17 protein-coding genes and 1 pseudogene are annotated in these 19,860 nt (G+C 41.3%); 11 read left to right on the top strand and 7 right to left on the bottom strand.

The window, feature by feature from the left end:
* Positions 1 to 93 precede the first annotated feature (93 nt).
* Positions 94 to 330 (top strand): annotated as a pseudogene (locus V7L31_RS10120) (glycosyltransferase); the annotation flags it as partial.
* 144 nt (positions 331 to 474) lie between these two features.
* Here V7L31_RS10120 and V7L31_RS10115 read toward each other — a convergent pair.
* On the bottom strand, positions 475 to 918 hold the full coding sequence (locus V7L31_RS10115) for a TOBE domain-containing protein (protein ID WP_334696098.1): 444 nt from the start codon (positions 916 to 918) through the stop codon (positions 475 to 477).
* Positions 919 to 1,012: 94 nt separating this feature from the next.
* Between V7L31_RS10115 and modA the strand changes: the two genes are divergently transcribed.
* The gene (gene modA, locus V7L31_RS10110) at positions 1,013 to 1,807 is read left to right on the top strand and encodes a molybdate ABC transporter substrate-binding protein (RefSeq protein ID WP_334696097.1); all 795 of its coding nucleotides are present in this window, start codon (positions 1,013 to 1,015) and stop codon (positions 1,805 to 1,807) included.
* 466 nt (positions 1,808 to 2,273) lie between these two features.
* On the opposite strand, the gene V7L31_RS10105 is transcribed toward modA, so the two are convergent.
* From V7L31_RS10105 to V7L31_RS10090, 4 genes are all read right to left on the bottom strand, one after another.
* Entirely contained in the window at positions 2,274 to 2,831 is a 558-nt protein-coding gene (locus V7L31_RS10105; RefSeq protein ID WP_334696096.1) for a peroxiredoxin, read from the bottom strand.
* A 57-nt stretch (positions 2,832 to 2,888) separates the two neighbouring features.
* Entirely contained in the window at positions 2,889 to 3,131 is a 243-nt protein-coding gene (gene sipA, locus V7L31_RS10100) for a regulatory protein SipA (protein ID WP_334696095.1), read from the bottom strand.
* 104 nt (positions 3,132 to 3,235) lie between these two features.
* Entirely contained in the window at positions 3,236 to 5,521 is a 2,286-nt protein-coding gene (locus tag V7L31_RS10095) for a PAS domain S-box protein (protein WP_334696094.1), read from the bottom strand.
* A gap of 334 nt (positions 5,522 to 5,855) precedes the next feature.
* Positions 5,856 to 7,157: an adenylate/guanylate cyclase domain-containing protein gene (locus V7L31_RS10090; protein WP_334696093.1), complete on the bottom strand. Its 1,302-nt coding sequence runs from the start codon at positions 7,155 to 7,157 to the stop codon at positions 5,856 to 5,858.
* A gap of 110 nt (positions 7,158 to 7,267) precedes the next feature.
* Here V7L31_RS10090 and V7L31_RS10085 point away from each other — a divergent pair, with 110 nt between their 5' ends.
* The 6 genes from V7L31_RS10085 to V7L31_RS10060 all read left to right on the top strand — a co-directional run bounded on the left by V7L31_RS10085 (position 7,268) and on the right by V7L31_RS10060 (position 11,729).
* On the top strand, positions 7,268 to 8,857 hold the full coding sequence (locus V7L31_RS10085; protein WP_334696099.1) for a DEAD/DEAH box helicase: 1,590 nt from the start codon (positions 7,268 to 7,270) through the stop codon (positions 8,855 to 8,857).
* A complete protein-coding gene (locus V7L31_RS10080) occupies positions 8,787 to 10,001 on the top strand; it encodes a DUF790 family protein (protein WP_334696092.1) in 1,215 nt (404 codons plus the stop codon). Before V7L31_RS10085 ends, V7L31_RS10080 begins: the two co-directional genes overlap by 71 nt.
* Before the next feature lie 15 nt (positions 10,002 to 10,016).
* Positions 10,017 to 10,253, top strand: a complete 237-nt coding sequence (locus tag V7L31_RS10075; protein ID WP_334696091.1) for a hypothetical protein — start codon at positions 10,017 to 10,019, stop codon at positions 10,251 to 10,253.
* Between the two features lie 97 nt (positions 10,254 to 10,350).
* Positions 10,351 to 10,593 (top strand): hypothetical protein, encoded by a 243-nt coding sequence (locus V7L31_RS10070; RefSeq protein WP_334696090.1) that lies wholly within the window; start codon positions 10,351 to 10,353, stop codon positions 10,591 to 10,593.
* Positions 10,574 to 11,128, top strand: a complete 555-nt coding sequence (locus V7L31_RS10065; protein ID WP_334696089.1) for a type II toxin-antitoxin system VapC family toxin — start codon at positions 10,574 to 10,576, stop codon at positions 11,126 to 11,128. The genes V7L31_RS10070 and V7L31_RS10065 overlap by 20 nt, the downstream gene beginning before the upstream one ends.
* A gap of 412 nt (positions 11,129 to 11,540) precedes the next feature.
* Positions 11,541 to 11,729, top strand: coding sequence for a helix-turn-helix domain-containing protein (locus V7L31_RS10060; RefSeq protein ID WP_334696088.1), 189 nt, complete (start codon positions 11,541 to 11,543; stop codon positions 11,727 to 11,729).
* A gap of 233 nt (positions 11,730 to 11,962) precedes the next feature.
* Here V7L31_RS10060 and V7L31_RS10055 read toward each other — a convergent pair whose 3' ends face one another.
* Positions 11,963 to 12,448 carry a hypothetical protein gene (locus tag V7L31_RS10055; protein ID WP_094349384.1) on the bottom strand — a complete coding sequence of 162 codons (486 nt, stop codon included), beginning with the start codon at positions 12,446 to 12,448 and terminating at the stop codon, positions 11,963 to 11,965.
* Between the two features lie 103 nt (positions 12,449 to 12,551).
* On the opposite strand from V7L31_RS10055, the gene V7L31_RS10050 reads away from it, so the two are divergent.
* Positions 12,552 to 15,446, top strand: a complete 2,895-nt coding sequence (locus tag V7L31_RS10050; protein ID WP_334696087.1) for a metallophosphoesterase — start codon at positions 12,552 to 12,554, stop codon at positions 15,444 to 15,446.
* Positions 15,447 to 15,501: 55 nt separating this feature from the next.
* Complete coding sequence (locus tag V7L31_RS10045; RefSeq protein WP_334696086.1) at positions 15,502 to 15,876, top strand: tetratricopeptide repeat protein; 375 nt, start codon at positions 15,502 to 15,504, stop codon at positions 15,874 to 15,876.
* Between the two features lie 397 nt (positions 15,877 to 16,273).
* Here V7L31_RS10045 and V7L31_RS10040 read toward each other — a convergent pair whose 3' ends face one another.
* Positions 16,274 to 17,635: an AAA-like domain-containing protein gene (locus tag V7L31_RS10040; protein ID WP_334696085.1), complete on the bottom strand. Its 1,362-nt coding sequence runs from the start codon at positions 17,633 to 17,635 to the stop codon at positions 16,274 to 16,276.
* Between the two features lie 365 nt (positions 17,636 to 18,000).
* Between V7L31_RS10040 and V7L31_RS10035 the strand changes: the two genes are divergently transcribed.
* The gene (locus V7L31_RS10035) at positions 18,001 to 19,566 is read left to right on the top strand and encodes a PAS domain-containing sensor histidine kinase (protein ID WP_334696084.1); all 1,566 of its coding nucleotides are present in this window, start codon (positions 18,001 to 18,003) and stop codon (positions 19,564 to 19,566) included.
* Positions 19,567 to 19,860 lie beyond the last annotated feature (294 nt).

The raw sequence follows: 19,860 nt of genomic DNA, 5'->3' as shown, positions 1-19,860 counted from the left end.
ATTTAACCCATGAAAGACAATGGATTCTCCAGTTTTTTGGTGCTCCTTGTCGAAAATATTATCTTCTTTCTTAACTAACCTGCGGAATGTGGGTTAATTTACGTTTGGATGGGAACATTGCAAAATCGTCTGATTTGGGTTTTTCAGACTATTGCTTCAGCTTGTGAAGATTTGGATGTTCAGTTAGTGATTTCTCTGGGAGGTTCTGCTAAACCAGAATCATTACCAGACTTGGCAGGAAATCCTTTAGTAGTTGAGTATGCACCTCAATTAGAAGTGCTGGAAAAAGCCACCCTCATGATTACTCATGTGGGAATGAATACAACCATAAATGTTGACGATATACTTCTGCGACTACCAACAACATTTTATATTGTCTAAGCGTCGGCAGAAGTCAAAAGGAAAGAGGGTTTCAGCCTAGTTCATTTTTGTTAATATAGTTTGGTTTTATTCTGCCGACTTACTTACCACAGCCTATTCTCTGGCAATAACTATATCGTTGGATTTAATAACGGCATAAGCCTCTTTCCCTTCAGACAAATCCAACTCTTCTACCGATACTCTGGTGATAATGGAAGTTAACTCAACTTTGTGAACAATCTCCAGCGTCACCTCACTATTAACAGCTCCAGTAACAACTCGCTTCACAACACCCTTGAGAATATTGCGGGAGCTAACTTTGAGCGGTTTCTTTTGAATACTAATTTCAATCTCAGGTATTTGAGTGTAGATATCTTCCTCTTCTGTGTTTATACTTGCTAGCGAGTTTGATGATGAAGAGTGTTGATTAAGACCACGTACCAATTCCCGAAGAATCTCGGTCTTGGTTCGCTGAGACTGGCCGCAAAACTCTTCCAAAATCTTTCGCTCTTCTTCTGAGGTTTGGAATGTGACCCACCCTTGTTCTTTTCTAGGCATATTTTTACCGATATAGTTGGTTATATGTTGGTATATTTGGTACTATTTTACCTAGCATCAATTTTATGGAAGAAACCTTTCAAACGCATTTTCTATGAAAAGAAGACAAATTTTTGGTTTACTGGGTATAGTGGTTGCTGGCTGGCTGTTAGCAATTGGTTTACCATTAGTTACTCCTTCTCCTGTAATAGCACAGTCAAATACCAACATACTTGTGTCCGCAGCTGCCAGCTTAAAAGAGGCGTTGGAAGAAATTAAGCCTTTATACCAACAAAGTAAATCAAATATCAATATTAGTTATAACTTTGGGGCTTCTGGTGCATTGCAACAACAGATTGAACAAGGTGCGCCAGCAGATATTTTTGTCTCTGCCGGCAAAAAGCAAGTGGATGCCTTGGAAGAAAAAGGACTATTGCTACCAGGTAGCCGTACTAACTTAGCAAATAACCGTCTAGTCTTGATTGTGGCTCAGGATGTTGTTGGCATCACTAGCTTTTACAATTTAACAGATAGTAAGATTAAAAAAATTGCGATTGGCGAGCCTAGAAGTGTACCCGCTGGTCAATATGGAGAGCAAGTATTAAAGAAATTGAAAATTTACGATCGCGTCAAGTCAAAATTAGTCTTTGCTAACAATGTGCGTCAAGTTTTGGCAGCAGTAGAAAGTGGTAACGCCGAAGCAGGTTTAGTTTATGTCACTGATGCCAAAATTTCCAACAAGGTAAAAGTCGTAGTCGCTGCTGATGATAAATTTCACTCACCAATTGTCTATCCAATAGCTGTACTCAAGAGTAGTAAAAATGCTTCTGCCGCTAAAGAATTTGTCCAGTTTTTATCTGGTAGTCAAGCCAAAACTGTACTCAAAAAATATGGGTTTATCGTCAACTAAAGGATTTAATACCAATTCTTGGTAAAGCTGCACAAAATCAGTCTTGGTGAGATAAGGGGCTTAAGCCCCTTATTTTTTATGCAGCCTTGTATGTAAGGGAACTCTAAGAAATAAATTATCCGATATTGTGGGGTGGGCATCTTGCCCGCCCGGTTCATAATATGGCAATACGCTTGGGTTAAGGTCTACTGGCAACAATTTTGGGTTTTCGAGACGCGATAAATCGCCGTTGCTCATTCTGAACTGTATTGGATAATATGGCGGGCGAGACGCCCACCCCACAAGAGTTAAGTCAGTCCCTAATAAGTAGATAGGTATGAATAAACCTAGTTGTCTAACAAAATGTAAAGCCCCTAAGACCCTTGTGATTGCTTGTCTACCACACTCTGCGAGACGCTACGCGAACGCAATGATAGAAGTATAGTTATGTTTATTTGCGCCCATCTACTTAACTTAGGCTAATTGTCTAAGAAGCCGCTGACTGCAATTTTTCTAATCGTGCTAGCACTTCTGAACTGTGAATAGTTGGGTTGACTTTGACAAAAGTCTCGCGCAAGACACCTTGAGGATCGATGATAAAACTATGGCGCATAGATAAAAAGCCCAGCCAGGAACCATAAGCTTTACTCACTGAACCATCAGTATCAGCCAACAGGGGAAATTTTAATCCCTCTGAATCACAGAATTTGGCATGAGAATCAATGTCATCAGCACTAACGCCAATAATTTGGGTATTTTTTTCGAGGTACTGGGGTAAGTCTTGCTGAAAACGACGAGCTTCTATAGTACAACCTGAGGTGAAGTCTTTAGGATAAAAGTACAGAACTAGCCATTTACCGCGCAAGTCAGAGAGGGAAATTTTGCCATCACCTGTATTGGTTGGCAAAGTAAACTCTGGTGCGGGTTGATTAATTGCCGGAAGTTTACCACCAAGGGCATTCGCAGCAGTAGTAAAATTCAGCCAGCTGATGACAGAAATACAGCTGGCAAATAATATGCTTAAAAAAGTGCGGCGGGAAATCATGGTACAAACCAGAATCACAACTTTACACAAGTTTACAATTCTTGGTTGCGAGAAATCTCATTCTAAATTAGATTCGGGAGGGGTATCTGTGCTTTCGATGTATTGACTATCTAAGAGAAAAGCCCCCCTAGTAAAGCGAATACCCCAATATCCACCGGGTCTACGGTCAATAACTATGCCTTCTTCGCCAATGTGAATCACATTAGGAGGGCGCAGCATGGGCATGGGTTCAGCAGTTTTGACGTAGGCTGGTAGCGCCACAACCCGGACTTTACTACCAATTGCGAATTCTTTAGACATCTTAATCAAGCTGAGAGTTTTGAATTAACTCATAACTCATAACTAGCTTGAAAGTCTAGTGACATACTCCTACACTATTGCTGAATTTTTGGAATCACAAATTTCTAAATGGTTTTTATTGGTAGACTGACAACGAATGTTGCCCCTTGTCCAATTCCTGGACTTTTGGCACAAACTGTACCACCATGTAATTCTACCAAGTGGCGGACGATCGCTAACCCTAATCCTAATCCACCATGCGATCGCGTGCTGGAACTGTCTGCTTGACGAAAGCGTTCAAATACATGGGGTAGGAATTCGGCAGCAATTCCTCCTCCTGTATCACTCACCTGAATTTGCACGCAAGATTCAATCCGCTGCAATTGCACATCAACTCTTCCGCCTTTGGGTGTAAACTTGACGGCGTTAGAGAGCAAATTCCACACAACCTGTTGCAAGCGGTTGACATCACCCACGACTACCTCTACTTCTGGGTCGAATCTACACTTGATACTAATCTCTTTCGCCTGGGCTGCTGGGTACACAGTATCAATTGCCGCCTCTATAAGTGTTATAAGTTTTACTTGCTCTATACTGAGATGAAGTGTACCTCGAATAATCCGTGACACATCTAGAACATCTTCAATCAGTTGTTTCAGGGATTTACTGTTACGCTCAATTGTCTCTAGTGCGCGACCAGTAAGATTTTCATCTAATTTGCGCTTTCTAAGTATCTGTGACCACCCCAGTATAGCATTTAGTGGTGTACGGAGTTCGTGAGAAAGTGTAGCCAGAAACTCATCCTTCATCCGGTTTGCTGTTTCTGCATCGGCACGTGCGGCTTGTTCGCGCTCAAGCAGTCGTTCGCGTTCTTGCTCTGCTAATTTGTGAAGTGTAATATCTGTGCTTAGGACAACAAATCCTTCTACTTTCTCTTGCTGACTGAATTGGGGAACGTAAATAACATTCACGTAATGGTTTTTGCCATCTTTATCAGATAATTGGGTTTCGTAAATTACTTGCTCTCCTGAGAGTACTGTTTCTACGTAAGGAAGGATTGATTGATAAACCGACTCTCCCAAAACTTCTCTTATGTGTTTACCAGAAATTTCGGAAGCAGGAAGCCCAAACCAGTCTTCATATCCTTTATTATTAAAACGATAATGCTGCTTACTATCAACATAAGAAATCTTGACGGGTACAGCATTTGTAATCAGGCGTAGCTCATCTTCTCGTTGACGCAGTGCTGCTTCTGCTTGTTTGCGTTCTGTAATGTCGCGTTGAGTTCCCCACGCCCTGACTAAAAAGCCATTCTCAACAATTCCCACCAGATTATTCAAAAAATATTTAGAATTACCTTGCTTATCTATTTCATGAGACTCGGCATCAATTAATCGGTAGTTAGAACGGATAAAATTACGCAGGTATGCAATATTATGTGGATCGGAGGGAACAAGAAAGTCTCCTAGTCTGACACCGATAATTTCTTCGGCACTAGAACAGCCATACATCTGCGCCATCACATTGTTACATTCTGCTAAGTAAACATATTGGTAAAAATGTTGAATTTGTTCATCTTCTGGGCAATCTAGCGAAATTGGTACATCCAGTTCGATACACCAAATACCTTCTGAACTATGCTCTAAAAAAGCGCGGTAACGCTCTTCGCTTTTGGAAAGAGCTTGCTCTACTTGTTTGCGTTGGCTTAAATCAAGTACAAAACAGATAACATCCTCTGGAGTATTTTCTAACAAAGCGCAACCTAATAGGATAGAAACGCGGCTGTTATCTTTGCAGATGTATTGGTTCTCAAAGGGCTGACACACGCCTTTAGTTTTGAGTTCTGTGATCGCACTATTGTTAGCTTCAAGATATTCTGGTGGTATCATGTCGCGCCATCGAACTCGCCCTGCTAGTAAATCCTCCCGCGAATAACCTACCATTTCTAAAAAAACATCATTAGCTTCTGCGATCGCCCCGTCCATATTGGCTACAATTACCCCAATGATGTTGGACTCTACCAACCTTCTAAACCTTGCATCACTCACCTGTCGCTTCTGCAAACTCGTTTGCAGATGTTGTTTGGCAGTGCGTAACTCTGAGTTCAGCAAGGTGATGAATGTTGTCACCAGTACAAATAAGCCTAAGCGTCGTATACTGTCTAAACTCGCAACCAAGAGCGAAAACACTGGCTCTAAGAAAAAGTAGCTGACGGCTAAAGTAGACAAAGTAGTAGCCAGTAACCCTGCTTCTATGCCGCCATACCAGGCACTAACCGCCACGGCAGCAAAAAACAGCAGAAAAATAGTTGGTTTCAGTAGTGGCTGTAGCAATAGTGTTAGTAGTAATGCGCTACCAACAGCTAATAGTGCCACAGCATAGGGTGCTAGAAGGGAACGTATTCCTTTCAATGTAGCTTCTCCTTTTATGCAGCTAGCTAAAGGATTATTCCCAAAATTAGCTAGAAAATGCTTAGGCATAGACTGTTATAGACATCGCTCAACACCTATTATGCATCAAAAGAATACACATTTAAGCAGTTACTTGCGGCGAATCTATCTAAAAGACATAGGAGTGAAAATTAAATATGCATTACTTGAGAACCTTTTGACTTTCAAACAAAAAAATATCCATAATTCTTGTGGGGTGGGCAACATGAGCGCCTTATTGACTGGGCGCTCATGTTGCCCACCCCACAATATTTAGGATTCTGAATTCTGAATTCTGAATTCTGACTCCTATTTATTAAGTTTTTAAATTAATTCCCTTGAGTATATAAGTCATCATTTCACCTTTACCTTTAACTTGAATTAAACCTCGTTTCTCCAATAAATACTTATCCTTTAAAAGCTGATAACTTGCTTCACAAACCTGGATACTACCTGCAATACCATGAGATTCCATTCTACTAGCTGTATTGACTGTATCTCCCCAAAGGTCGTAGGCAAACTTTTTCAGCCCAATCACCCCTGCGACTACTGGCCCAGTACTAATGCCAATACGAATGCAAAAAGATTGGTTATTTTCTTCGTTAAACGTAGCTACAGCCTTTTGCATATCCAATGCCATATTAGCCATCGCTGGAGCATGATTGTTAGATTGATTTGGCAACCCGGCAACAGCCATATAGGCATCACCAATAGTCTTAATTTTCTCTACTCCATGACGTTCTGCTAATTGGTCAAACAAACAGAAAATTGTATTTAATAACTCGACTAACTCCGCAGGAGATGTCCGACTTGAAAGCTCTGTAAAGCCAACAATATCAGCAAATAGCACCGTAACTTCCAGAAAGCTATCGGCAATAGTCGTCGGTTCTTGTTTTAATTGTTCTGCAATCATCTCTGGCAGAATATTTAGTAACAGCCGTTCTGATTTGTGCTGGGCTAGTTCCATTGACCTACGGGCGTAAAATTCTTTTTTTCGCAAGCGTTCGTATAAATAGACAGAGAAAACACAAATGATGCAAGTCCAAAAGAAATATAATCCCTGCTCAATGTAAAAAGCTGATGGGTTTTTTAATAAGGGATTATACGATAAATATAAAATTAGATAGCAACCAATTGTCCCAAATTGTGCTATTAAATGTAGCCACCATTGTACTGGAATGATTGTAGCCTGAGTAAGAAACATCAAATTCCAGAAATTGGTTCTAGGCTCTAGACTATTAAACAGTAAAGCAACATCAATTTGGACTGCACAAGTTACAGACCAACATAAACTCAAAAAAATTAGGTTTGGGTAACGACGACCTATAGAGGTTTTACATAAAGCCCAACAAATTAATGTGAATATTTCTACTGTAAAACCGATTTTAAAGGCGTATATCTTGCCTTCTAATTGGGAATTTGCCCAAAGAAAAAAAGCGGTTAAAGTCAAGCCAGCTACCAGCATAATCTGCGCCTGCAATTGCAGCCGTTTCAGCAGAAAGCTCTGTCGCTGTTCTTTGTAGGACTCGGCAAGGTTATTGTTGATTTGCCGATAGGACATTCCGTGACTAATGAGGGCATCTAGTTGAGTTTTATCTGAATTACTTGGATGAATCATGCACTTTTTACGTTATTAGTAATCAATGGACTAGGAAATGGGGCATGGCGAATAGAAATAATTCCAATCCCCAATCCCCAATCCTCAATCCCCAATCCCCAATCCCCAAAATGGCTCGTACCCCTACATTAAATTTTGATCGTGGCACATTAATTTTGCATCCACCACCACGCGGTAAAGGTTGGATGGATTACGCTACGTGGGATGATAGAGTTGAAAAATTCCGCATTCCAGCAGTTAAATACCGATCGCTTGTAGAAGCACTACAAGCGGAAGATGTTTATTTTATCGATGAGGCCAAGGAATTTTATCCTATAGATTTGGTTCCTACCCTAGAAATGGAACCCTATGCCCACCAGACTGAAGCGCTAGCGGCTTGGAAACTGGCGGGTAGACAAGGGGTGGTTGTGCTTCCCACGGCGGCGGGAAAGACTTATTTAGCGCAAATGGCGATGCAGTCAACGCCGCGCACGACGTTGATTGTAGTCCCTACTTTGGATTTAATGCATCAGTGGTATGCACATTTAGTTGCGGCTTTCCCGGATGCTGAGGTGGGATTGCTGGGAGGTGGTTCGCGGGATAGAACGGCTATTTTAGTTGCAACTTATGATAGTGCTGCAATTCACGCTGAAACCTTGGGAAATCAATATGCGTTGATTGTTTTTGATGAATGTCATCATTTACCGACAGATTTTAATCGGGTAATTGCTGAATATGCGATCGCACCTTATCGGCTGGGACTCTCTGCTACACCGGAACGCACTGATGGTAAGCACGCCGATTTAAATATCCTCATTGGACAAGAAGTATATCGCAAACGCGCTGAAGATTTAGCGGGGAAGGCGTTAGCAGAGCATGAAATTGTCCAAATTAAGGTAAAGTTATCGCAACTTGAGCGGGAAAGATACAACCAGTTAATTCAAACCCGCAATGACTTTTTGAAGCAATCAAAAATTTCTTTGGGGAGTCTGCAAGGTTGGCAAATGTTCGTCCAAATGAGCGCGCGATCGCAATCTGGACGGAGGGCGATGTTAGCGCATCGAGAAGCGAAAGACATCGCTTTGGGTACTGATGGGAAGTTGCGAATTTTAGTTAATTTATTGGCAGAACATTATCCGGCACGAATTTTGATTTTCACTGCTGATAATGCAACAGTTTATCGCATTTCTCAAGAGTTGCTAATTCCGGCAATTACTCATCAAACACCTGTGAAAGAACGGCATGAAATATTAACAAAGTTTCGAGAGGGTAAATATAATACTTTGGTTGCTTCTCATGTGTTGAATGAAGGGGTTGATGTACCTGCGGCAACTGTTGCAATTATTTTATCGGGGACTGGTTCGGCTAGGGAGTATACTCAGCGATTGGGGAGGATTTTACGGAAGGGGAATATTGAGAATAAGCAGGCGATTTTGTATGAGGTGGTGGCGGAGGATACGAGTGAAGAGGGGACTTCGGCTAGGCGGAGAGGGGAGAGGAGAGCAGGGGAGGCAGGGGGAGAAAAAGAGAGCAAAGGGAAGTTACAGGTTGTGTATGGGAGTGGGAAGGAACGGAGTTTGAAAGCTGCGGAACAGTTAGAGATTAATTATTCAGTCCAAAATCCAAAATCTAAAATCCAAAATTCAGCAGATGTTACCGACAGACTTACTGATGCATCGCCAAAACGGGGAGGAGATCATCCCGAAGAGACTGAAGATTGATCAAAAAACTTCGGAGTTGGCGATTGAGTTAATTAATTATTTTCAATCGGCGGTGGGAAAGACTCAGGGTGTGCTTGAGCGACAACTGACTGATTTTGAAGGAGATTCTACAGATTATCGGGTGAAGCGAGGGTTAGCTTATATTCTCAAAAGCAGTTTTTGTACTTTTGAGGTGGTTAGTCCTTTGGAACCACAAATGTTAAGAGAACGGGTGTTTTCTCTGGCTGCAAAGTCTGTTTCTAGTCGAGAATCAACCCAAGTTACTCTGAGTAAAATTGCTGATGAGTTAACTCAAGAACTTGAGCGGGAAGTTTTATTAGAACAGGTTCGGAATGGACTATATGCTGATTTATCTGAGAATAAAATTTTGACTGTTTTTGATGCACCAATAGCGCCAGATGTGTTAAATCGATATAACTTATCTCAGGTGCAGGGTGTGTTTTATAAGGCCAGTAAACTGGTGTTAAATGCTCACCGAAATGTTCCGGGTGAATATAAGCTGTTATTTCGCTATCTGAAGCTGTTTCAATTGATGGCTTATATTGAAGGTGATGCTGACCACGGGTTTACAATTACGATAGATGGGCCGACGAGCTTGTTTAATCCTAGTACGCGATATGGGTTAGCGATCGCTAAACTTATTCCTGCTTTACTTCACGTTACTAAATGGAGTCTTTCTTCCATTCTTCAAACCCGCGACGCTTATACAAATGCTTGGAAAACTGGGCGTTTCACTCTCAATTCCGAATGTGGTTTGGTATCCCATTATCCACCAGGAAAGCCCTACGATAGTATGCTAGAAGCATCCTTTGCTGATAAGTGGGATGCTTTGAAAAGCGGTTGGGCATTAGAGCGAGAAGTTGATTTAATCCCAATTCCTGGTAGCGTGATGATTCCCGATTTTCGCTTAGTTCATGCTGATGGACGCACCTTTTTATTAGAAATTGTTGGTTATTGGCGACCAGAATATTTACAAAAGAAGTTTTCTCAGGTGCGGCGGGCTGGACGTGATGACTTGATTTTGGCTATTTCCGAGCGACTTAATTTAGAAAAAGCGGGAGTAAAATTAAATGATGTCCCCGCTAGAATTGTTTGGTTTAAAGATAAGTTATTGCCGAAAGCCGTGTTAGCTGTAATGGATTGAACAAGGAGGAATGAGATGAAAGCTATAGAAACAATTGCCACAGTTACCAAAGATGGTAAAATTACGGCGCAATTACCATTGGATATTCCAGAGGGTGAGCATCAGGTAGTAATAGTAATTGATGAAAAGCCTTTGGCAGAGAAAGCAGAGAATAAAGAAAAGAAAGCGCCTCTCAAATTTTCCACCTATCCTGTAGGATTAGTCTCGGAAAGTTTAACTTTCCGTAGAGAAGACCTTTATACAAACGACTAATAATCGTGTATTTATCTATACGAATATTTTCGTTTATGCAAATGTGTCCAAATCTTTCTTTCACCAAGCAGTGATGTATTAATCTAATATAAATAGTATGAAAAGTATAGAAACAATTGCCACAGTTACAAAAGATGGTAAGATTACAGCGCAATTACCATTGGATATTCCAGAGGGTGAGCATCAGGTGGTAATAGTAATTGATGAAAAGCCTTTGGCAGAGAAAGCAGAGAGCAAGGAAAAATGTCCTCCTCTAAACTTTCCTGTAGATAATTATGGCCCTTGGCCTGAAAATCTTTCTCTAAGACGTGAGGATATGTATGGTGATTGGGGTCGCTAACTCTGTATTTCTGGACACGAACATTTTAGTGTATGCAAATGTGTCCGAATCTCCCTTTCACCAAACAGCACTACAAGCTATTGAAAATCTTTATGACTCAGGAATTGAATTATGGATTAGTCGTCAGGTGTTGCGGGAATTCTTAATGACTCTTAGTCGTCCACAAGCATTGATGAATCCCCGACCTGTTGCGATCATAATTGAGCGTACCCGATTTTTTCAAGCTCAATTTCGAGTAGCTGATGAAACCGCTCAAGTGACAGAAAGACTTTTATCTCTAATGGAGCAAATTACTATTGGTGGTAAGCAAGTTCATGATGCAAATATTGTCGCCACGATGCTAGTTTATGGCATTCCTCAGTTACTCACTCACAACACAAGTGATTTTGCAAGATTTTCTGGGTTAATTACTGTCTTGCCATTACACTGTTTCTCCATCAAAAATAAGTCCAATACGATAATCACCGACACGGATGCGATAAGTATTTTCATAACCTTGAAGTTTTTTGGGGTTAGCAATTTCTTCAAAGGTTAATATTTGTGGTATTTCTTCAAAACCAAGGGTTCTAATAGTCTCATAATAAGGTGTACTTTTCAGAGGCTTGAGATCCTTGATGAAGCTAGGTAGATATTGGGTAACCACTCTTGTTGTAGTTGTGCTAATGCTTCATCAATATTAGGTTACTGACATAGCTCATTCCTCCCCATCCCAATTTCATGGATTCTATCGCGGCATAGCGACGACGATCCTTCTCGTTTAAGGACGAATATAGTCGTTGCATTTGCTGCTCAATCTTGGATGAATACGGAGTCATAGAATCGAAGAATTCAATAGGCATTAGTAAATGTAAGTAGATAGGCAGAAAAAACCCAACTATGTAAAGATAAATACGCAGCATGAATCTAGCAAGGTAACTTTTTATACTGATACTTGTCTAAGAGTATTTTTGACTCGTGAGCAAAATCAAGCCCTATATCTGAGAACAGCAGAGGTGCCACAGAAGGTCAAAGACCGAGCAGAAATAATTAGGCTGAACGCACATGGCTGGTACGTGGAGAAAATAGCTGCTCACTTTAATTTGACTGTTCAAACGGTAAGAGAGGTTTTGCACAAATGGGTTGAAGAAGAATTCTGACTTCTGAATTCTTCTTCAAGGTTTGGTGATCGGAGGTGTTAACCGCATGGAGCAAGAAGCAGCCGATGCCCAAAGAACAGGACGTACTAGAGTAATTGTGCAGGATAACGGCCCTATACACCGATGCAAAGAAATGCCAAACTAATGAGTCCCGATATTGAAGCAGAAGGCAGGAGGAATGGGTTATGTCATAGCATCGACTCAACACCTAATTTAGGTGAAGGGTACAAAATTTAGGTGAAGGGTACAAACCGCCAGATTAGTAAAAGGAAAACAATCTCTAAAACATAACTAATGAAAACGCTAGGATTAAGTAGCCCATCCCAAACATATCCTTTACGCTTGGAGACTGTATTTCGTTTAAACGAGCGACACCACTCTCCAAAGATAGCAGGACTTCTTAGCTTGCAATCTTTTACTAGAATTTCCTCAATCTCAATTACACGAGGATAAAATCCTCGCTGAAAATGCTTCCATTGACTTTCTAAAACCCAGAAAAAGACAGGAATAGCTGAACCTAGCAGAACAATCAGACCTTGCTTCTGCTGTAAGGCAAGAGCGATCACAGCACCAGTACCTGTAATTCCAAGAGCTTTAATCACCCAAATTTGCTTGTTGTAATCTTCGATTGTAGTTTGTAAGAAAAAATATTCTTGTCTGAGCATATCTAGCTCAAACTCGGAAGGTGGAGTGAAGTTAGAAGGTTGTATGTTAGACATTTGATACAAAAAGTATGAATGAGGATAGAATAAAGTATAAATTTGCATTTCGCACTAGTGAGTAGAAAATGCAAGCGTTTATTGTTGAAGCACTTTAATAGCTATGGTATTGCCAATTCGCTACTTGCATCTCTCAGACTTTCATGTAGGCAAGGATGGTTACGCCCAGAACAATATGTTTAGAGAAATCCTCAAGCATGTTGAAGAGAAGCAAAAGCAGGATTGGGTGCCAGATATAGTTTTCATTACAGGGGATATTGCTAATCGCGGTCAAGCAGAAGAATATGAGACTTTTGCTTATGACTTTCTGATAAAACTCTACGAAATTTTTGGAAAGGCTTGGCAGGGATCTATCTTAGCTGTTCCGGGGAATCATGACGTAGACAGGGACAAGATGGAGTTTCTGGCACGGGATGAGATTTCTCAAGCTGACCGTAAAGTTTTTGATGCAACAAAATCTGGTCTGACAAAGCGTCAAAATTTCCTACTGCCTGGGGTGAGAGCTTACCAAGAAAAAGACGACAGCCATGCTCCCAAAAAATGGCTCGATTCTCCTGCGGGTACCTTTTCTCAAGTGCTAGAAATTAGGAATATGAAGCTTGGCATCGTTGGCATCAACACGGCTTGGTTATCCAAGGACGATAAAGACAAGGGAAATTTGACACCTGGGGTAGATTTAGTGAAGGAAGCACTGGAACAGTTGCAAGATTGCCATGCTCGGATCGTGTTGGGGCATCATCCACTGGATTGGTTTCTGGAGAAGGACGCAGAACGAATTCGACAAATCTTTGGCAAACATGGTGTCTTGTACTTGCATGGTCATCTTCATAAAGCCAGGGCAAAAGGGGATGAAAGCAGCGGAGGCAAACCTTTTTTGAACATTCAGGCGGGGGCAGCATTTCAGGCACGGGATGATGAGGTTTGGAAAAATGGGCTGCTGTGGGGAGAATTGGATCTGGAGCAGCAGCAGATTCGGTTGCAACCGCGTCACTGGTCTGCTGACCATCAAGGATGGGTGTTGAGTAGTGAAGCGTTTCATCCAGAGCGACAACTAAAAAATGGGGATTGGTGGGTTTTCTCTTTACCTGGAACTAATCAACCTGCCACGAAATTACCAACATTTTCTAACCAACCGACCTTCCCGAAAGTGACGCCGCCAACAGGCTGGAACCTTGAGAATCATGAGACCCTGGCTAGTCGTCGGGCTGCGCTGGAGAACAATGAATTATCGGAGCAGGAAGCGTTGCAATATTTTGATGGCAGCACTCCTAGTTTGCGGATTGTCCTGTCTCGGATTATTCCCCAGCGAGAAATTGTCAGGGAACTGTGTGATGCGCTCAAAAGTGGACAAGGGCAAGACAAGCCCACGGTTGTTTTGCTGCTGGGGGCGGGGGGAGAAGGCAAATCGACGGCGGTATTTCAGACACTAGTTACCTTGGTAGAGTTCGATCCGTCCTGGCAAGTATTGTGGCGGCATGACGTAGATGCTAACCTGTTGTGGACAGAGATTTTGGCGTTGCCGAAGGATGGGCGAAAATGGTTGATTGCCAGCGATGATGCGGATGGGATTGCTGGTGGGGCGTTTGAAACGGTGAAGGCGTTGCGTAAAGAGCAGAGGGACGATGTGCAGTTTTTGTTGACCTGCCGAGATACAGATTGGATTGCTAGTGGGAAGGAAGCTAAACCATCAAGAGACTGGTCTGTGATCGCTAATTTTCAGCAGAAATGCATTTCAGGGCTGAGTCGTCAGGATGCAATGGTGGTGGTGCAAGCGTGGCAGAAGTATGGAGACAAGGGGTTAGGGCAACTATCCGGTAGACCGGAGGTAATGGCGGTGCAATTGTTGATGGATTCTGCAGAACAGGAGTCTACAACAGGAGAAGGAGCGTTTTTTGGCGCGATGCTGAAAATGCGACTGGGGGATAAACTGAAAGACCATCTCTTGGTTCTATTGAATCGATTTGCCACACGGGGAATTCCGGGGGGTAGCAACTTGCAGCAAGCGTTTGCCTATATTGCTGCGATGCACGCGGAAGGGTTGATGTTCCTCTCTAAACCAGTTTTAGCAAAGGTTCTGAAGTGTGAGAAACAAGAACTCAAATCAAAAGTATTGTTTCCTCTTGGTAAAGAAGCGGCAGCAATCCAGGCGGGCAATTTTATTTTGACACGCCACAAAACTATCGCTCAAGCGGTTGTGGAGATTCTTTCTGAGCAGTTTGGAGAGGATGTGGATGAATTGTATGTCGATCTAGCTAAGGCAGCAATTGCTGCGAGAGTTGAAGGAGAACATATTCCTGAACTTCAAGAATGGGATTTTTACCTCCCAGGGCATTTCAAGAAATCTCAAAGATTTAGTTTAGCAATTAAAATCGCGAAAGGAATATGTGAAAAAGACCCTGATGATCCTTACCGACTGGTAAACTTGGCAAAACACTATCGAGATGCAGGAGATATAAGCCAAGCTATTGAACTTTTTAGAAAAAATTCCAGCCAAGCCCGTGGGCATCGTAGTTTCTTTGCCGAATGGGGAAATGCAGAAAGTCATGAAAAGAACTACCCTTTAGCAGTTTGGATATCAGCATTAACTCTTGCGGATCAAGTTTCTATGAGCAGTCCTGATAATCAAAATGCTAAAATAGGGTTTACTCTACTTGGGACGGGCTTTCTAAAGCTTTATGATAAGTTTAATGATCGTATTTTTGCTCAGGGTTTAGGTGCAATCGCTAACTTAGGTTTTCTGATTGCAGATCGCAACAACAAACAAGACCAAAGATACTTTGGGGATTTTTTAAACAGAAGCAGCGCTGAAAATGTTCCTGACATGGATTGGCAAACTGCCCTCCGAACCTTTCCCACCACCATCCAAGCTGCCTATGAACTCTGCGGTGAAAAAGATGATTTTCCAAGCCTTCCCTCTCCTAGTGGAATGACCTTTAAAGGGCTGACCTATTTGATTGATAATGCTGTTAAGCAGCATAAACAACGCAGGAAGGTGTAAAGAGGACAAATATTAAGTTGCGATAAACTATAATCCTGCCCTCTCAGAACCGGATGTGCGCCTCATAAAGCATCCAGCTATAATATTGGGTTGGCATCGCAACAAGTTAGGCAAAGTTGAGTTAATTGTCGATAAATCTTCAATCTTCTACTCAGGTACAACAGTCGTGAACCTGCGCTGCGGTTACTTAATTTATGTTTTGGCACTCTGGCGCAAGCTGCTGGGTGAAGAACATCCAGATGTCGCCATTAGTCTCAACAATCTGGCAAAACTCTACCACTTACAAGGACTTTATACGGAAACTGAACTTTTATATTTGAAAGCTTTGGAGATTTTTGAGCAACGATTAGGGGTAAATCATTCCTGCACTGTCAAGTGTTGTGAAAATTTAGCAAATCTTCGCGATCGCCTCCCCCCAAATCCAGAATAAGCTAGTTTTGTGCAAAGCGTACCGTAATAAAACTGAAAAGAGCGATCGCCTAGACTAAAATTCATATTGAACTAAGTAAAAATGGCATTTGACTTACTCAAAATGCCATTTGACTGACTCAAAAGAAGCTTTTGCTTACTCATTTTGGTGTTTTCCGCAAGTAGAATAAGCTTTTGCTTTTTCAAACCCCAGTTTGCTTTCTTATTTAAGTAATTCGCGCATTCATTTTGGTATATCATTGAGCCGAAAGCTAGCTTAGGCGTAGCCCATCGAAGACATCGCTCTAGAAAAGAAGTGTAAATCTACAAGCGATCGCCTTTGGTAGTTTAGAGGTGAATGAGTGCGATCGCTTTTCTTTAGAGAAAATTGTAGAAGAAGCTATATCAGCAGAGTTTATCTAGATACCAGCATTTATAATATTTAAACTCTCACTTTTTTTCAGATATTGTCGGAAATATAACCGATATAATTCACACGCAATAGTACTGCGATCGCCTTCTAAATTAATTAGCCCTAAACTCTGTAATTTATCTGCCAATGCTGGCTCTAATTTCACATAATTTGTAGTACTAATAACTTCTAAAAAAGCATCTCCCAATTCTGGCTCATCTTGTAGCACTAACACATACTGCCTGAAATAATCGTGATAAATTCCGGCTTCTGTGGGTGCTTGTTGCAATAACTGCCCTAAATCCCGTTTTAATCCCCCTTTACCTACAAGATGATACAATGCCAACCTCACCAAATAAGGATTTCCCCCTACCATTGCCATCAAAATTTCAGCATCTTTACCATCTCTCCAATCCAAGCCGTGACGTTGGGCTAAATCCTGCACCTGCTCTTTCGTAAAGGGAGGTAAATTAATTCTCAAACCAATATTAAATGGCGATTGAGTCAGTCTGATAGAAACAAGAATTTCCGTTGAATAAACCAGAACCAGACGTAATTTTTGCCAAATTTCTACATTCTTAGCTTGTTCATGCCACGATCGCACCAATGGTAGCAATTCTCCAGCGATTTCCCGATCCTTAAATACCCAATCCACCTGATTTAATACCAAAACCAGGGGACTTGAGAGCGCAGATAGTAAATATTGTTGGAAATAGATAGAACATCTGACTTTGCTATCCATATCTTTATCCCAATAATCATTAAGTTTTGGTTCTAGTTGTAACTCCTGACTCACATTTGTACAGAACCAGCGCAAAAATTTATCCAAACTGGTAAATATTGCTTTGTCTGCTTGTTGAAAGTCTAAAGTTACGGTGTGAAAGCCTTGCTTTTTAGCGCGTGCCAGCAACCGCACAATCAAAGAGCTTTTCCCCATCTTTTGAGGTGCTTTGATGCAAATAACACTCCCAGGTTTAGCTATTTCTGCATAAGCTAGTTCTTCAATTGGCGGACGAGGGATATAAAATCTGGAATTAAGGGATACTGGCCCACTCGGAAATTCTAAGGATATTGCTGTGGCTGCTTGGTTGAATTCCTTAACTAACTGCTGATGCGCTTCGCTGAGAGGATGGCTTTCTAAAGTCAAACGAAAATTGGATTTATTTATTGGTTCTTTGCAAAAATTACTCAGTACTTGCCATAGATGAGCAGCAATTTTCTTAACACGTTCTTCGCCATACTGCCCTTCGCAGGCTATATTGGTGTAGGTTTTTCCTTCCCACGAAGAACGCAATATCAACTCTTGGAGTGTTGTTAAACCGGTTGCTTGACTGGCTTTTAGTAGCAGTACTAGTTCATCTATAGTCATTACTCATTGGCTCAAATTCAGCATAAAAATTTTTCACACCAAGCATCATGGTGTCTTGTATAAATAGCAGCTAGCTATTACCAAAAAAGCTACAAACAAGCCTTGACAATTTTTTTTACAAATTTTTCTGAGTTTTTAGGTAATTATATGTGATTTGAACTACTTTTTTTAGACATATCTTAGAATGTAGATGCACACAATAGAGCGATCTTTTTCTCAAAAATCGCCAATTGCGATCGCAGCAGAGGTTACACTCATCTGTTTACTTTTTTTATTCCATCCAAATTTATGATCTGGGCGATATATCTCTGACCAAAATCACAGCCCAATAAATCATAACTGGATCGTCAGGGTGCTAAGACAGCGTGGAGAGAGAGCTACAAGATATCTTCCTCATCGTACCAGCAGCTATGCATATCGAAGAACCCGATACCTATGAACCGGAAGCTCCATTTTCAGTACCAGATTCTCAGAGTTTCCCAGAAGCAAAAGACTTATCTCAAGAAAATTTAGATTCTTGTCAATCCTCACAAGCCGCCTTAAAAATGGTATTAATCGCCAGTGGCTTGGGGTTATGGGATTGGAATCTAGTGACTGATCAAACTTATTACGATCCCCAATGGAAAAGCATTCTGGGATATCAAGTAGACGAAATCGACAACGATTATCAATCCTTTGAGCAACTTGTACATCCGCAAGATTTACCGAGAATTCGCCAAGTATTGCACGATTATCTCCAAGGATGCATACCTGTGTTTGAAGTCGAATTGCGAATGCTGACTAAATCCGGGGAATGGAAGTGGATTTTGACTTGTGGGAAAGTATTTCAGTGGGATGAATTTGGTAAACCGGTGCGGATGGCGGGGACGCACAAGGATATTACTCAGGATAAGGCTCAACAATACCAATTCTTTGAACAACTCCAAAGAGAAATTATCCAACGCCAGTCTGTCGAAGACCAAGTTAGGGAAAAATCACAGCAGCTAGAAACTACCCTCGAAGAACTCAAATATACCCAAAGTCAGTTATTGCAGAACCAGAAAATGGCTAATCTCGGTCAACTGGTGGCGGATATGGCTAACGAAATTAACAACCCCGTTAGCTTCATCTACGGCAATCTCCATCCCGCCAGCCAATACGCTGAAGACTTAATCAAAATCATAGAACTTTATCAACATCACTATCCCACGCCTACCCCAGTCATTGCCCTACATTTGCAACGCCTCGACCTTGGTTTTGTGAAGACAGACTTTTTAAAACTGCTGTGGTCAATGCGAGCTGGGTCTGAACGCGTCAAAGAAATTGTTTTCGCCTTGCAGAACTTTTCAACCTCTGACGAAGGTCAAATGAAAAAAGTTGACCTCCATCAAGGATTTGATAGTGTTCTCAGAATTTTGCAGCATCGTCTCAAAGAAAAGCCTGATAGAGCCGGGATTCAAGTAATTAAAACTTTTGGTGAATTACCTTTAATCGAGTGTTATCCAGGTGAACTAAATCAGGTATTCATGAACATCTTAACCAATGCTATTGATGCCTTAGAAGAGAGGATGAAGCATGATAATTCTTTTACTCCCAAAATTTTAATTCATACAGAAATTGTTAGCAGCCATTTATCATTGGTCAATAGTAATGAACATTGGGTAAACAAGAACCAAAGGGATAAAAAACACAAAGTTATAATTCGCATTTTTGACAATGGCAAAGGCATTTTGCCCCATATCCAAAGACATATATTTGAACCATTTTTTACGACTAAGCCTGTAGGCAAAGGTCAAGGACTGGGGCTATCAATTAGTCGGCAAATTATAGTTGAAAAACATCAAGGTAAACTTAAGTGTAATTCTCAATTAGGTCAAGGCACAGAGTTAGTCATTGAAATGAATACAACAGCAAGACACTATGCCGCGATCAGAAAACACGCCAGTTTTTAGGCCAATACGTTTCAGTTCAGCCCAAAACACTCACTTGTAGAGACGGCGATTTATCGCGTCTCGAAAACCCAAAATTGCTGCCAGTAGCCCTTAACGCAAGCGTATTGGTTTTTAGGCAACATTTCAGAAGTTCATCAACACGAGCGATTTTTGACCGTTGGTAAGTCAATCCAAAATTGCAAATCTAAAATCCAAAATTCTTTAGAACTCTTGCATAAATATTTTCTGGTACAATGAAGGGTTATTTATTTCTGACTGTAATTAAGTTCAAATAGCCCCAACTTACCAAATTTC

Source organism: Nostoc sp. (assembly GCF_036916655.1).
GTDB lineage: Bacteria > Cyanobacteriota > Cyanobacteriia > Cyanobacteriales > Nostocaceae > Nostoc.
The sequence above is the reverse complement of the archived record's forward strand: the minus strand, read 5'-3'. Positions and strand labels throughout refer to the sequence as shown.